General features: G+C 65.6%; 13 protein-coding genes. 10 read left to right on the top strand and 3 right to left on the bottom strand.

Annotation, left to right across the window (positions count from 1 at the left end; translation table 11 throughout):
* Positions 1–120: 120 nt before the first annotated feature.
* Both MP11Mi_RS03455 and MP11Mi_RS03450 read right to left on the bottom strand, forming a co-directional pair.
* The gene (locus MP11Mi_RS03455) at positions 121–1029 is read right to left on the bottom strand and encodes an amidohydrolase family protein (RefSeq protein ID WP_420040923.1); all 909 of its coding nucleotides are present in this window, start codon (positions 1027–1029) and stop codon (positions 121–123) included.
* Positions 1030–1053: 24 nt separating this feature from the next.
* Entirely contained in the window at positions 1054–1719 is a 666-nt protein-coding gene (locus tag MP11Mi_RS03450) for a hotdog domain-containing protein (RefSeq protein WP_420040922.1), read from the bottom strand.
* Positions 1720–1904: 185 nt separating this feature from the next.
* On the opposite strand from MP11Mi_RS03450, the gene MP11Mi_RS03445 reads away from it, so the two are divergent.
* Genes MP11Mi_RS03445 through MP11Mi_RS03420 form a run of 6 tightly spaced genes read left to right on the top strand, consistent with a single transcriptional unit; the run spans position 1905 to position 7415 of the window.
* Positions 1905–2489 (top strand): TetR/AcrR family transcriptional regulator, encoded by a 585-nt coding sequence (locus tag MP11Mi_RS03445; RefSeq protein ID WP_420040921.1) that lies wholly within the window; start codon positions 1905–1907, stop codon positions 2487–2489.
* Positions 2486–3736 (top strand): cytochrome P450, encoded by a 1251-nt coding sequence (locus MP11Mi_RS03440; RefSeq protein WP_420040920.1) that lies wholly within the window; start codon positions 2486–2488, stop codon positions 3734–3736. Before MP11Mi_RS03445 ends, MP11Mi_RS03440 begins: the two co-directional genes overlap by 4 nt.
* A gap of 6 nt (positions 3737–3742) precedes the next feature.
* Positions 3743–4528 carry an SDR family oxidoreductase gene (locus MP11Mi_RS03435; RefSeq protein ID WP_420040919.1) on the top strand — a complete coding sequence of 262 codons (786 nt, stop codon included), beginning with the start codon at positions 3743–3745 and terminating at the stop codon, positions 4526–4528.
* A 31-nt stretch (positions 4529–4559) separates the two neighbouring features.
* A complete protein-coding gene (locus tag MP11Mi_RS03430; protein WP_420040918.1) occupies positions 4560–5957 on the top strand; it encodes a cytochrome P450 in 1398 nt (465 codons plus the stop codon).
* Positions 5957–6148, top strand: a complete 192-nt coding sequence (locus MP11Mi_RS03425; RefSeq protein WP_420040917.1) for a ferredoxin — start codon at positions 5957–5959, stop codon at positions 6146–6148. The genes MP11Mi_RS03430 and MP11Mi_RS03425 overlap by 1 nt, the downstream gene beginning before the upstream one ends.
* Before the next feature lies 1 nt (position 6149).
* Positions 6150–7415 carry a hypothetical protein gene (locus MP11Mi_RS03420; protein ID WP_420040916.1) on the top strand — a complete coding sequence of 422 codons (1266 nt, stop codon included), beginning with the start codon at positions 6150–6152 and terminating at the stop codon, positions 7413–7415.
* A 53-nt stretch (positions 7416–7468) separates the two neighbouring features.
* Here the strand turns inward: MP11Mi_RS03420 and MP11Mi_RS03415 are convergent, their stop codons facing one another.
* Entirely contained in the window at positions 7469–8344 is an 876-nt protein-coding gene (locus tag MP11Mi_RS03415; RefSeq protein ID WP_420040915.1) for a PaaI family thioesterase, read from the bottom strand.
* Positions 8345–8466: 122 nt separating this feature from the next.
* On the opposite strand from MP11Mi_RS03415, the gene MP11Mi_RS03410 reads away from it, so the two are divergent.
* Genes MP11Mi_RS03410 through MP11Mi_RS03395 form a run of 4 tightly spaced genes read left to right on the top strand, consistent with a single transcriptional unit; the run spans position 8467 to position 13784 of the window.
* The gene (locus tag MP11Mi_RS03410) at positions 8467–9252 is read left to right on the top strand and encodes a TIGR03084 family metal-binding protein (RefSeq protein WP_420040914.1); all 786 of its coding nucleotides are present in this window, start codon (positions 8467–8469) and stop codon (positions 9250–9252) included.
* 34 nt (positions 9253–9286) lie between these two features.
* Positions 9287–10975 carry an acyclic terpene utilization AtuA family protein gene (locus tag MP11Mi_RS03405; RefSeq protein WP_420040913.1) on the top strand — a complete coding sequence of 563 codons (1689 nt, stop codon included), beginning with the start codon at positions 9287–9289 and terminating at the stop codon, positions 10973–10975.
* Between the two features lie 56 nt (positions 10976–11031).
* A complete protein-coding gene (locus tag MP11Mi_RS03400) occupies positions 11032–12192 on the top strand; it encodes an acyl-CoA dehydrogenase family protein (protein ID WP_420040912.1) in 1161 nt (386 codons plus the stop codon).
* On the top strand, positions 12189–13784 hold the full coding sequence (locus MP11Mi_RS03395; protein ID WP_420040911.1) for an acyl-CoA carboxylase subunit beta: 1596 nt from the start codon (positions 12189–12191) through the stop codon (positions 13782–13784). Before MP11Mi_RS03400 ends, MP11Mi_RS03395 begins: the two co-directional genes overlap by 4 nt.
* Positions 13785–13788 lie beyond the last annotated feature (4 nt).

Genomic DNA, 13788 nt, shown 5'->3' with positions numbered 1-13788 from the left:
GCGAGCGGGACCACTGCGCCGCGGGCGGCTTCGATCTGCGAATCGGTGAGGGGACGAACACCACGTCGCCAGTGGCGTCGACGATAGCGGCCGAGGCTTCGCCCGACCGGAGGGGAGAGGCTAGCCGATGCCGAACAGGCGTGCGGCGTTGCCGTGGAGCACCCGGCGGATCCAGTCGTCGCCGAGGTCGAGGCGGATGATTGCGTCGAGTGCGTGCGTGTAGCCGTACGGGATGTTCGGGAAGTCGGAGCCGAACAGGATCTTGTCGCCGAGGTCGGCGACGCGCGGCAGGAGATCACGCGGGTATGGCGCATCCTGTTCGGAGAAGTCGGTGAACGACATCGTCGTGTCCAGCCGGACGTTCTCGAATCGCTCGGCCAGCGAGAGGAACTCGGCGTACTCGGGGGTGCCCATGTGGGCGACGATCAGCGGAAGCGTCGGGAATCGTCGCATCAGCGTTTCGATCGGTGTCGGTCCGGTGAAGGAGCCTGGAGCCGGTCCGGAACCGCAGTGGATGACGACCGGAACCTGCGCGTCGTCGATCGCCGCCCACACGTCGTCGAGCAGTGGATCGATCGGCGAGTAGTCGCCGACCTGGACGTGTGATTTGAACACCCGCGTTCCGGCGTCGATTGCGGTGCGGACGTATTCGGCCGCACCGGGTTCGGGGTAGAACGTCGACGTGTGCAGGCAGTCGGGGTGGCCGGCGGCGAAATCGGCTGCCCACGAGTTCAGCCAGCGCGCCATGTCGGCTTTGTGGGGGTAGAGCATCGATGAGTAGGCCAGGACGCCGAAACCGCGGAGGGTCTCGACGCGCTGCTCCTCTTCGGCTCGGTAGGTGATCGGCCATTCACGGCCGAGCATCGGGCCGGCCGAATCGAAGTACGCCCACACCTTGTCGAGGACTCGTCCGGGCATGAAATGCGTGTGCACATCGATGATCCCGGGGATCCCGAGATGCTCGAAGCGCTTGCGTACGGCTGTCGACTCGGCCGGGGAGAAGGGCTGGGCGTCGTGGTCGTCACACATGGGTCCGACGGTACCGCGACCCGGTCAACCCCACGTGGCCGACTCGTCGACCGCAGCCGCGACCTCGTCGCGTCCCGGAAAGCTCTTGGGACGGATCATGATCGCGTCGGCTTCGGCGGTCACCCCCTCGCCGTCGCGGACCGTCCCGCTGACGAAGCACTTGCGGTTCTGCGTGCCGGTCACTTCGGCATGCAAGGACACCGGCCCGAGCTTTGTCGGGCGGAGGTAGCGCACGGTCAGAGTCCCGGTGAAGTGCGGCATCGACGTGCCGCTGCTCGCGCATTCGCCGACGAGTTGATCCAAGAGGAGGGCGAGGACGCCGCCGTGTACGTGCCCACCCGGCCCTTCATATGCGGCGCCGAGCGTCACCTCCGCGGTCGAGACGCCGGCGCTGGTGACCGGATTCAATGGTGGAGCCAACGCATTGCGAACACCGGTCGCCGCGTTGCCCCATGGCATTCCGACGAGGTCTCGGGTGAACGGGACGCCGAAACCGCCCGGCTTCTCCGCGGTGCGCAGGCGCGCGACGATCTCTTCGACCTGTCGGCGCGCGTCGTCGAGTGTCGCGTCGCCGACCTCGGTGCGGATCACAGCATCGACGAGGTCGCGTACCGCGTCGGTGAGTGGTTCGACGACGCGGATGCGGCGTTCTATCTCCTCTGGGCTGACGTCCTCGAGTCGAAATTCCATAGTCACCTCGGGGTGTCAGGGGGCCTCGGAAGGAAGGCTCCGGGATGATGGAGGGAGAGTTGGGTCTTCTAATGTCCTAGCACCAATATTAGAACGTGTTCCATTATTGGCTTGAGATCGCAATCCGGATTCCATTCTGGACAGGTGTCTGGACTTTGTTTCGATCCTGGCGTAGCGTCGTTCGCATGTCCACGCCTCTGGAAACCGAATCCACCCGTCGACGTCTCACTCCGCAGCAGGCGGAGAAGATCGCGAAGATGACCGACGCAGCCGTCGAGATCGTGTTGGCCGACGGGTTCGACAAGCTGTCGGTGCGTGACGTGGCGAAACGGGCGGGCGTCGCTCCGGCCACCGCCTACACCTACTTCAGCTCCAAAGGGCACCTTGTCGCGGAAGTGTTCTGGCGCCGACTCGCCGTGGGCGTTCCGGAGCCCGATCCGTCGCTGTCCGCGTTCGACCGAGTCGCGCAGGTGCTGCACGGCGTGTCAATGGTGGTCGCCGGCGAGGGCCAACTCGGCGGGGCGGTCACCGTCGCGCTCCTGTCCGACGATCCGGAGTCTCAGCATCTGCGACTGCGTATCGGCGGGTTCATCCACGACCGGCTCGCTGCCGCGGTCGGTGACGACGTCGACGACCCGCAGGGGCTCGTCGACGCCCTCCAGATGCTCTACGCGGGTGGACTTGTCACCGCTGGCATGGGCCACCTCACCTACGAAGCGACGTCCGAGCGGCTGGTCGCCGCCGCCGCCCGGCTGATGGGACAGCGATGACGATCACCGACGTCGGAATGCAAGGCCGCATTCCGTTTGATCCGTACGACTACGACTTCCATGAGGATCCATATCCGACGTACGCGATGCTGCGGGCGCAGGCTCCGGTCTATCGGAATACGGACAGTGATTTCTGGGCGTTGTCGCGGCACGCCGACGTCGCCGAAGCCTTCCGGGACAACACGAGGCTGTCGAACAGTTGGGGCGTGTCGATGGACCCGACCGCGTACAACGAGAACGCCGAATACGCGATGAGCTTTCTCGCGATGGACGATCCACGCCATCTGCGTCTACGTAAACTCGTCTCGAAGGGCTTCACACCGCGTCGTGTCGGCGAACTCGCGCCGCGCATCGCTGAGCTGACGGCGCAGCATTGGGACAAGTGTCTGCAGTTGGGTGAGTTCGACTTCGTCCATGACTTCGCCGGTCTGCTGCCGATGGACGTGGTGTCCGAGTTGCTCGGTGTCGGGTCGTCCGACCGAGCACACCTGCGCAAGCAGTCCGATCTGCTGATCCACCGCGAAGAGGGAGTCACCGACGTCCCGCCCGCGGCGATTAGCGCCTACCTCGACTTGCACGCCTTCTACACGTCGCTGTTGGCCGAACGCCGCAAGAACCCTGGCGACGACCTGGTGTCCGCATTGACGACGGCTGAACTCGTTGACGGGGGCGAACGCACCGCGTTGACCGACAGCGAGGTCGTCGGCTTCATGATGCTGATGGTTGTCGCGGGTAACGAGACGACCACCAAACTCCTCGCGAACTCAATGTTCTGGGGCGGACGGAGCGCCGACCAGGTGGCGCCGATCATCGCGGCGGCGACCGACGACGACGCGGCGCTCGACGCCGTCGCCCCGTGGGTGCAGGAGACCCTCCGCTACGACACGTCGACGCAGATGCTGATCCGTCGGGTCGTCGAGGACGTCGAGTACGGCGACTTCACGATCCCGGCGGGCGACCGGGTCCTCCTGTTGATCGGTTCGGCCAACCGCGACGAAGAGGTCTTCGGCGACGACGCCGACCAGTTCGTGATCGGCCGCGACAACGACCGCGCCATCATGAGTTTCGGTCTCGGTACTCATTTCTGCCTCGGCGCGCACCTGGCTCGGCTGGAGACCGAGATCGGCCTCGCGAAGATCGCGCAGACCGTCAGCTCGTTCGACATCGATTTCGCGCGGGCCGCCCGCGTTCATTCCGTGAACGTCCGGGGGTTCGCCGACCTCCCCATGACCGTGAAGGCACGGTGATCACCGATGCGATTCCAACCACACCCCGAACGTCGACCGGTCCTCGTCGCGGGAGCGTCGTCCGGCATCGGTGAGGCGACTGCACGTCGACTGGCCGCGCGCGGCCACCCGGTGGCGCTCGGCGCCCGCCGCGTCGACAAACTCGCCGAGCTCGCGGACGAAATCGTCAGCGCGAGTGGGGAAGCAGTCGCCGTCGAACTCGATGTCACGTCCGACGAGTCGGTGCTCTCGGCGGTGAAGTCCGCGCAGGAGGCGCTCGGTCCACTGGAGATCGTCGTGTCTGGGGCAGGCGATCTGCAGATCGGCCGCGCGCACGAGATGCCCGTCGACGAGTGGGCCGCGCAGATCGACGTCCACCTGGTTGGCGCGTACCGGCTCTACCGTGCCGTGGTCCCCGACATGATCGAACGACGGCGCGGCGATTTCGTCTTCATCAGCTCTGACGTCGTCTCGCATCCGCGCCCATGGTCGTCGGCGTACGTCGCCGCCAAATGCGGCGTCGAAGGACTTGTTGCGACCGCGCATATGGAACTCGAAGGCACCGGCGTCCGCGCGGGCCTGGTCCGTCCCGGACAGACGATCACCGGTATGGGTATGAACCTCGACCAGACGGCCACCGAGAGCATGCTCAATGACTGGATCGCGTTCGGTCTCGCCCGCCACGGCCACTTCCTGGAACCCGACAACCTAGCCCACGCCGTCGAGTCGATGGTGACGCTCCCGCCGGGGGCGCACATGAAAGCCGTCGACGTGGAAGCAGAAGGCAAGCTGACCGCGACGACCGCCGGTTGAGCAGAATCGACCAGACCCAAGGAGAACTGACATGACTGCTGTCACTTCAAAGCGCGTGTCCGGCGGCGCCGGCGAGCACGGGCATCTCGACGAGATGGCCACCGATCCGATAGCCCTGTTTCAGCGGGTGCGCGACGAGTGCGGAGACGTCGGAACGTTCCAGTTGGCCGACCGCGAAGTGGTCTTGGTCAGCGGGGCGGCCGCGAACGAGGAGTTCTTCCGCGCACCCGACGAGGTGCTCGACCAAGCCGCCGCATACCCGTTCATGACGCCGGTGTTCGGTGAGGGCGTCGTCTTCGACACCAGCCCGGAACGTCGCAGCGAGATGCTGCACAACCAGGCGCTCAAGGGCGCCCACATGAAGCAGCACGCCGTGACGATTCCGCACGAGGTGGAGCGCATCATCGCGGGATGGGGCGACGAAGGAGAGATCGATCTTCTGGAGTTCTTCGCCGAGCTGACCCTGTACACGTCGTCGTCCTGCCTGATCGGCGGCAAGTTCCGCGAAGAGTTGAACGTCCACGTCGCGCACCTCTTCCACGATTTGGAGAAGGGCACCGACCCGATCGCGTACGTCGATATGCATGCCGACATCGAGAGCTTCCGACGTCGTGATGCCGCACGCGCCGAACTCGTCGAGTTCATCGGGAAGATCATGGAGGGCAGGGTCGCGAACCCGCCGGAGAGCAAAGACGACCGCGACCTCGTCGATGTTCTCGTCTCGTTGATGAACGACGACGGTTCGCCGATGTTCGACGCGAACACCGTCACTGGAATCTTCATTTCGATGATGTTCGCCGGACACCACACGACGTCGGGCACCGCCGCGTGGACACTCATCGAACTGTTGAAACACCCCGAGTACCTCGCGCAGGTGACCGACGAACTCGACGGGATCTATGGCGACGGTATCGATGGAGCGGAGCGCGGGGACGTGTCGCAGTACTCGTTTGCCGCGATGCGGCAGATCCCGTTGTTGGAGGGGGCGTTGAAGGAGGCGTTGCGGCTGCATCCGCCGTTGATCATCCTAATGCGCGTGGTACAGGAGGCGTTCGAGGTCGGCGGTGTGACCGTGGAGAAGGGGCAGTCGATCGCTGTGTCGCCCGCCGTCTCCAACCGGTTGTCGGACGACTTTCCGAATCCCGACGCGTTCGACCCTGAACGGTATGGCGACGGGCGTCAGGAGGACCTCGTCAACCGGTGGACGTGGATCCCATTCGGTGCCGGCCGCCACCGGTGCGTGGGTGCGCAGTTCGCGATGATGCAGCTCAAAGCGATCTTCTCGGTGCTGCTGCGCAACTACGAGTTCTCGCTCGTACAAGATCCGGACAGCTACCGCAACGATCACTCGAAGATGGTCGTCCAGTTGCAGCAGCCGTGCCGAGTCGCGTACCGGCGGCGGGACCCGGCAGCGGCGGGATCGGCGTAATGCGCGTCGTCGTCGACCGGGACCTGTGTCAGGGGCACGGTATGTGCGAGATGGAGGCGCCAGACGTCTTCGAAGCCGGGCGAGATGAGGTCACGCTTCTCGACGAGACGCCGGACGATTCGATGCGGGGCGAGATCGAAGCCGCGGTGCGCTACTGCCCGACACAAGCGTTGAAGATTGTGGAGGACTGACATGACGACCGACCCCAAGACCGCCTTCGATCGGCTGACCGGCGATCAGCTGGCGAGACTGGTACCGGAGTTGTTATTGACCGGGCAGTTGATCGACCGAAGCGGAATGGCGCATCTGATCTCGGCGTTCGGCCGGGACGGGATGGCGCAGGTCGCGATCGAGGAGTGGATGGCGGCGAGCCCGGTGTATACGGGCCGGATGCGTGCTGCGCTCGGCATCGACGGCGACGGCGTCGTCGATATGTTCAAATGCCTGCAGCTCGACATCGGGGCCCCGCCCCAGTTCATGGACTTCCGGTACCGCGTCGACGACGCCTACCACGGTTCGTTCGTGCTCGACCACTGCGGAGCGCTACTCGACGTGGAGCCGATGGGCGAGGACTACGTCACCGCGATGTGCCACACGATCGAGGATCCGACGTTCGACGCCACCGCCATCGCGACGAATCGCCGCGCACGGATCCGGCCGGTGCATCGTCCGCCGCGCGTGCCGGTCGATCGCGCACCGCACTGCGAGTGGGCGGTGACGATCGAACCCGACCGCGAGGAACTGCCGTTGCCAGAGGAGACCAAGCCGATGCTGGTCCGCCGAGCCGCGACGGTCGAGCTCAGCCCGATCGACGCCGACGCTGCGGACGGGCTGGTGGACTACCGGGGGCCGCTCGTCGCGGACCTGAACTTCGCCGAGTGGTCGGCGTCCGCGTTGCGGCGCATCGTGGAGGAGGTGATCCTCCAACATCAACTGCTGGCGTTGGGATTCCTCGACTCGGTCCGACGCCGCGTGGATGACGCCGCTGCCGACGACATCCTCGACAAGCAGCTCATCGGGATCGCGGGCATCGCCTCTGAACGTGTGCGCGCAACCGTCTTCGAGAACCGTTCGGATGCAGAGACTCTCGCCGAGGTGCTGAACCTGAATCCGGTGTTCGGCCCGAGGCAGTACACGGGGTTTTACGCGGAGGCGGTTGACGACGAGCACGTCGACGTCCATATCCCTGCCGATTCCGATGCTCTGGTCGACGGAGGCTGGCTGCGTCTGCTCGCCGACGGGCGCCTCGGCGCCCTGCAGTCCGCCGCGACTGCTGTCGACCCAACGTGGGTGGTCGGCGCGTCATTCGGCGGGCCGGTCGAGACGGTGGTTCGGATCGGTCGCGGCGAACCCCAGCGCGAATCCGGCGAGGTAGCGATAGTCCGATTCTCTGCGGGAACCTCGTTCAGCTTCGCCGACCGAGGCCCGTCACGGAGTCTCCCGTTGACCGTCATGTGACGCCTCTGGCGTCGAGATGTTCGCCTCAGCGACGGTGTCGCAGCTTGCGGCCGTCACACGTCAAAGCGCACGTCCGCCGTCGCGTGCGCGAGCAGTGTGCCGTCCTCGTCACGCAAGTCGGCGTCGAAGACGGAGAGCCGTCGTCCTAGCTTGACCGGGCTGACACGCGTGTGGATGCGGCGCCCGTCGACGGCGGGGGATCGCAGGAAGGCGACGGTGAAGTCGACCACCTGGTACCGCTGTCCGGGGCCCGTGTAAAGCTGTGCGCCGAAGGAGCATCCTTGGGCGACGACCGCGCCGATGACGCCACCGTGCATCGTGCCCATCATATTGCCCATCCACGCTGCCGTCTCGGTCGTGTAGGTGAGGCCATCGTCGTCCGCGGCGGAGATCGATCCGCCGAGCATCGTGGCGATCGGTCCGATCGGGGCGCCCCGCCGGATCGTGTCGATCACTTCACGGCCGGTGAGGTCTGCAGGTGGCGCGCCGATGGTCGGCACGTCGTTCGGGGCCTGCGGTACAGCGAGGTACAAGTCGGGATGTTCGCTCGCCGCGCGTCCGACGCGGACGTTGCGGGCAAGGCCCGAGCAGAGGATGCGGCCGCTGTCGCCGGTGATTTCTACGGTCGTCGTCCCGTAGCCAGGCGACGACATGCGCAGATCGGCGGTGGCCTGCAGGTGCTCGTCGACATTCGGGCGGTCAAGCATCGCCATGGTCAGCCGGGACTGTAACGACGTCGCGGACGGGTCCTCGATGAAGAACCGGAATCCACCGAGGTCGTCGAACAGTACAGCGAGGGCGGGCAGGTCGATGAGTCCGCGGTGGTCGGTGACACGGGCGCCGAGCGCCTGGTGCATCACCGTCGTGTCGAAGCCGGTATCTCGCCCGACTGCGAAGGCGATGAACGGGTCGGTGGGATCCACACTCATACCGATCTGTGTAGCAGGAGAGGTGGGTGTGAGCTGGGTCGCGGTGGTTCGGGTGCCTGCGAATGCCTTGAAAACAATCAGTCACGCTTGATTATTTTGTGTTGGTGTGTGACGCTCATCGCATGAGCATCGTCGACGATCTGCGCGCCGAATACGACGCCCTCGACGCCCTCGTGGCGGACCTGAGCGATGAGCAGTGGTCACGGCCCACACCCGCGCCGGGCTGGACCATCGCGCACCAGATCGGCCACGTCCTCTGGACCGACCGGGTGTCGCTGATCGCCGCCACGGACCCGAACGAGTTCTCCGCGGCCGTGCTGGCCGTCGGCACGGCGGACCCGGCGGGCTTCGTCGACACCGCCGCTCAGATCGAGGCGGCGCGGGTACCCGCCGACCTCCTCGTCGACTGGCGTGAGACACGGAGCAGACTGGTCGATGCGCTCGCCGCAGTGCCAGACGGCGCCAAGCTTCCGTGGTTCGGGCCACCGATGTCGGCGACATCGATGATGACCGCGCGGATCATGGAGACCTGGGCACACGGACTCGATGTCGCCGACGCGCTCGACGTCGTCGCCGAGCCGACCGATCGGCTCCGCAACGTGGCCCACATTGGCGTCCGCACAAGGGATTTCGCCTATCTGGTGAACGGTCGCACCCCGCCGACCGCGCCGTTCCGCTTTGAAGTGACCGCGCCCGGCGGGCAGATCTGGACGTGGGGACCGCCGGACGCGTCGAACATCGTGCGCGGGCCGGCTCTGCACTTCGCCGAACTCGTCACTCAACGACGTGCGTCCGCCGACCTCGACCTGGAGTTCGTCGGTGACGACGCGGCTGAGTGGGCGTCAATCGCGCAATGCTTCGCAGGCCCGCCCGGACCCGGGCGGGAACCCTCGCAGGAAGGACACTGAATTGGCCTCCGACCCGATATCGACATCCGGTCCCGTGCGAATCGGCAACGCGTCCGGCTTTTACGGCGATCGGCTCACTGCCGTCCACGAGATGCTCGACGGTGGGGAACTCGACTATCTGACCGGCGACTACCTCGCCGAACTGACCATGCTGATCCTCGGCAAGGACCGCATGAAGGATCCTTCTCGTGGGTACGCCAAGACATTTCTGCGGCAGATGGAGACGAGCCTGGGCCTCGCTCTCGACAAGAACGTGCAGGTCGTGGTCAACGCGGGCGGTCTCAACCCACACGGGCTTGCCGTCGCGCTGCGCGATCTCGCCCAGCGGCTCGGTGTCAACGCCGACATCGGATTCGTGAACGGCGACGACCTCGCGCCGCGGGCGGCCGAACTCGGCCTCGGCACACCGATCACGGCTAACGCGTACCTCGGCGGGTTCGGCATCAAGGCCGCGCTCGATCGCGGAGCCGATGTCGTCGTCACCGGCCGTGTCACCGACGCGTCGCTGACCGTCGGAGCCGCTGCCGCGGCCTTCGGTTGGGGCTACGACGACCTCGACGCGATCGCCGGGGCAGTCGTCGCGGGGCACGTCATCGAGTGCGGAACGCAGGCGACCGGCGGCAATTACTCATTCTTCTCCGAGATTCCCATGGATAGACCGCTCGGTTTCCCGATCGCCGAGGTCGCCGCCGACGGATCGTCGATCATCACCAAGCACGACGGCACCGGTGGCGCCGTCAGTGTCGGTACGGTGACTGCGCAGCTCTTGTACGAGGTGCAGGGGCCGCGCTACTACAACCCGGATGCGACGGCGCTGCTCGACACAATCGAACTCGCGCAGGTCGGACCCGACCGTGTCGCGATCACCGGTGTGTGTGGCGAAGCCCCGCCGAAAGATCTCAAGGTGTCGCTGAACCACCTCGCCGGTGTCCGCAACGAAGTCGACGTCGTGCTCACCGGCCTCGACGTCGAAGCGAAGGCCGCGCTTTTTCAGAAACAGTTCGAAGCCGCGCTGCCCAGCCGACCTGCGGAACTCACTTGGGAGTTGTCTCGACTCGACCGGGCCGACGCAGACACGCAGGAACAGGCGAGCGCGGTGCTGCGGTGCGTCGCGCGCGATCGGGACCCGAAGGTGGTCGGTCGACCGTTCAGCGCGACCGCCGTCGAATTGGCCCTCGCGAGTTTCCCCGGCTTCACTATGACGTCTCCTCCCGGAAACGGCGGGCCGTACGGCGTGTTTGAGCCCGGTTACGTCGACGCCGGTCTCGTCGAACATCGGGTCAACCAGCCTGACGGCGTGTCGGTTCTGATCGAACCGTCGCCGCTGCGAGCTGAACCCATACGTGATCACAGCGTCCCCGACTCAGGTCCGGTCGACGACTGGGGTCCCACCCGGCGTGCGCCACTCGGCGAGATCGCAGGCGCGCGAAGCGGTGACAAGGGCGGCAGCGCCAATGTCGGTGTCTGGACGAAGGGTGGATCGGAGTTCGCCTGGCTCGACCAGACGCTGACCGTCGACAGGTTGAAGGAACTGTTGCCGGAGGTCGCCGATCTGGCGGTCCATCGCTATCGGCTGCCGCACCTGAAGGCGCTCAACTTCGTCATCGAAGGCGTGCTCGGACGCGGTGTCGCTGAGAACGTCCGCTTCGATCCGCAAGCTAAGGGGCTCGGGGAGTGGCTGCGGTCGCGGGTCGTAGACGTCCCCGAAGAGTTCGCGCGCTGAGCCGCTTCCGCCTCGCCCGCGGGCAATGAACCCCTGCCCAACTTAAGGAGTACGACGTGCCCATCCCCAGTTCTCTGTGGGACAGTCCTGAACGTCTCGCGCTGCGTGCGAGTGTCGCCGGATTCATGCAACGCCACATCATCGGTCACCAGGATGAATGGGAGGAGACCGGACTGATCCCGCGTGAAGTGCACCTCGCGGCCGCCGAACTAGGCCTGTTCGGGCTCGGTGTCGCTGAGGAAGTCGGCGGATCGGGCGGTGACCTCATCGACGGGACGATCCTCGGCGAGGAATTCCACTATCGGGGCGGCGCGGGCGGTGTGTTCGCCTCATTGTTCACCAATGGCATCGCGCTGCCGCATCTCGTGCGGGCAGGCGACCCGGCGCAGATCGATAGGTGGGTGCGGCCGACACTCGAAGGCCGGATGATCGGCAGCCTCGCCATCACCGAGCCGAGCGGTGGTAGCGACGTCGGACATCTGAAGACGACGGCTCGCAGGGACGGCGAGCACTATGTCGTCAATGGCGCCAAGACGTTCATCACCTCAGCCGTCCGTGCCGACTTCGTGGTCACCGCGGTCCGTACGGGTGGGCGAGGCGCGGCGGGCGTTTCGCTTCTCGTCGTCGAGAAGGGCACCCCCGGCTTCGAGGTGGCGCGCAAACTCGACAAGATGGGGTGGCGTTCGTCCGACACCGCCGAGTTGTCGTTCGTCGACGCACGGGTGCCGCTGGGGAACCTCGTGGGTCCAGAGAACTCTGGATTCGCACAGATCGCGCAGGCCTTCGTCACTGAGCGGGCAGCTCTCGCGGTGCAGGCGTACGCGAGTGCTCAGCGCTGCCTCGAACTCACCCTCGATTGGGTTCGCGACCGCGAGACGTTCGGGAAGCCGCTCATCTCCCGGCAGTCGGTGCAGGACTCGGTCACCGAAATGGCTCGCCGCATCGACGTCGCCCGCACGTACACACGGGCGGTCGTTGAACGGCGGGTGCAATCGGACGACGACCTGATCGCTGAGGTCTGCTTCGCCAAGAACACCGCGGTCGAGACGGGGGAGTGGGTGGCGAATAAAGCCGTCCAACTCTTCGGCGGCATGGGGTACATGCGCGAGGCAGAGGTGGAACGCCAATACCGCGATATGCGGATTCTCGGCATCGGCGGCGGGACCACTGAAATCCTCACCGGCCTGGCAGCGAAACGATTGGGGTACCAGTCATGACAGTTCTGAAGTCCCGAATCGACACGGGAGCCGACGACTTCGTCGCGAACGTCGAGACTATGAACGCGAAACTCGCCGATCTGGACGTCGAATTCCGCAAAGTCCTCCTCGGCGGCGGCGAGAAGTATGTGGAACGGCACCGCAAGCGCGGCAAGATGACCGCACGCGAGCGCATCGAGCTGCTGATCGACGAGGACTCGCCGTTCCTCGAGTTGTGCGCGCTCGCCGCGCACGGCTCTCAGTTCGCCGTCGGTGCGTCGGTCGTCGTCGGCATCGGCGTCGTCCACGGCGTCGAATGCATGCTGGTTGCGAACGACCCGACGGTCAAAGGCGGCACGTCGAACCCGTGGACGTTGCGCAAGATTCTGCGCGCCAACGACATTGCGTTCGCCAACCGGCTTCCGATGATCTCGTTGGTCGAGTCGGGCGGTGCCGATCTCCCCACCCAGAAGGAAGTGTTCGTCCCGGGCGGACGACTCTTCCGCGACCTGACTCGACTTTCCGCGGCGGGTATCCCCACGATCGCGATCGTATTCGGCAATTCGACGGCGGGCGGCGCGTACGTTCCCGGCATGAGCGACCACGTCGTGATGATCGAAGATCAGTCGAAGGTGTTCCTCGGCGGTCCACCGCTGGTCAAGATGGCCACCGGTGAGGTGAGTGACGACGAGGAGCTCGGCGGTGCGCAAATGCACGCCCGTGTGTCCGGTCTTAGCGACTACCTCGCCGCGGACGAACAAGACGCACTGCGCATTGGCCGACGCATCGTGGCCCGCCTTAACTGGCGTAAGCGGGGGCCTGAGCCGGTCTCGGTCGCCGAACCGTTGTACGACGCCGAGGATCTGCTCGGCATCGTGCCCGGCGATTTGAAGGTCCCGTTCGATCCGCGCGAGGTGATCGCACGTCTCGTCGACGGCAGCGACTTCGACGAGTTCAAACCCGAGTATGGGAATTCGTTGTGCACGGGGTGGGCTACCGTGCACGGATATCCGGTCGGAATCCTCGCCAACGCGCAAGGCGTGTTGTTCTCTCAGGAGGCCCAGAAGGCGACCCAGTTCATTCAGCTCGCCAACCGCAGCGACACGCCGTTGTTGTTTCTGCACAACACGACCGGCTATATGGTCGGCAAGGAGTACGAGCAGGGCGGCATCATCAAACACGGCGCGATGATGATTAACGCGGTGTCGAACTCGAGCGTCCCGCACATCTCGATCCTGATGGGCGCCAGCTACGGTGCAGGCCATTACGGCATGTGCGGTCGCGCCTACGATCCGCGGTTCCTGTTCGCGTGGCCGAGCGCCAAGAGTGCGGTGATGGGCGCGCAGCAACTCGCCGGAGTCATCTCGATCGTGTCGAGGGCCGCCACCGAAGCTCGTGGCGGCGTCGTCGATGAGGAAGCAGACGCCGGGATGCGGGCCATGATCGAAGCCCAGATCGAGATCGAATCAGTGCCGACGTTCCTTTCCGGGATGCTCTACGACGACGGGGTCATCGACCCGCGCGACACCCGAACGGTCCTCGGTCAGACCCTGTCCGCGATTGCGACGGCCCCGATCGAGGGCACCAGCAACTTCGGCGTCTTTCGGATGTGAGGGA

Origin of the sequence: Gordonia abscondita, assembly GCF_032711245.1 — a bacterium.
Lineage (GTDB): Bacteria > Actinomycetota > Actinomycetes > Mycobacteriales > Mycobacteriaceae > Gordonia.
This window is presented reverse-complemented; position numbering and strand designations above follow the sequence as displayed.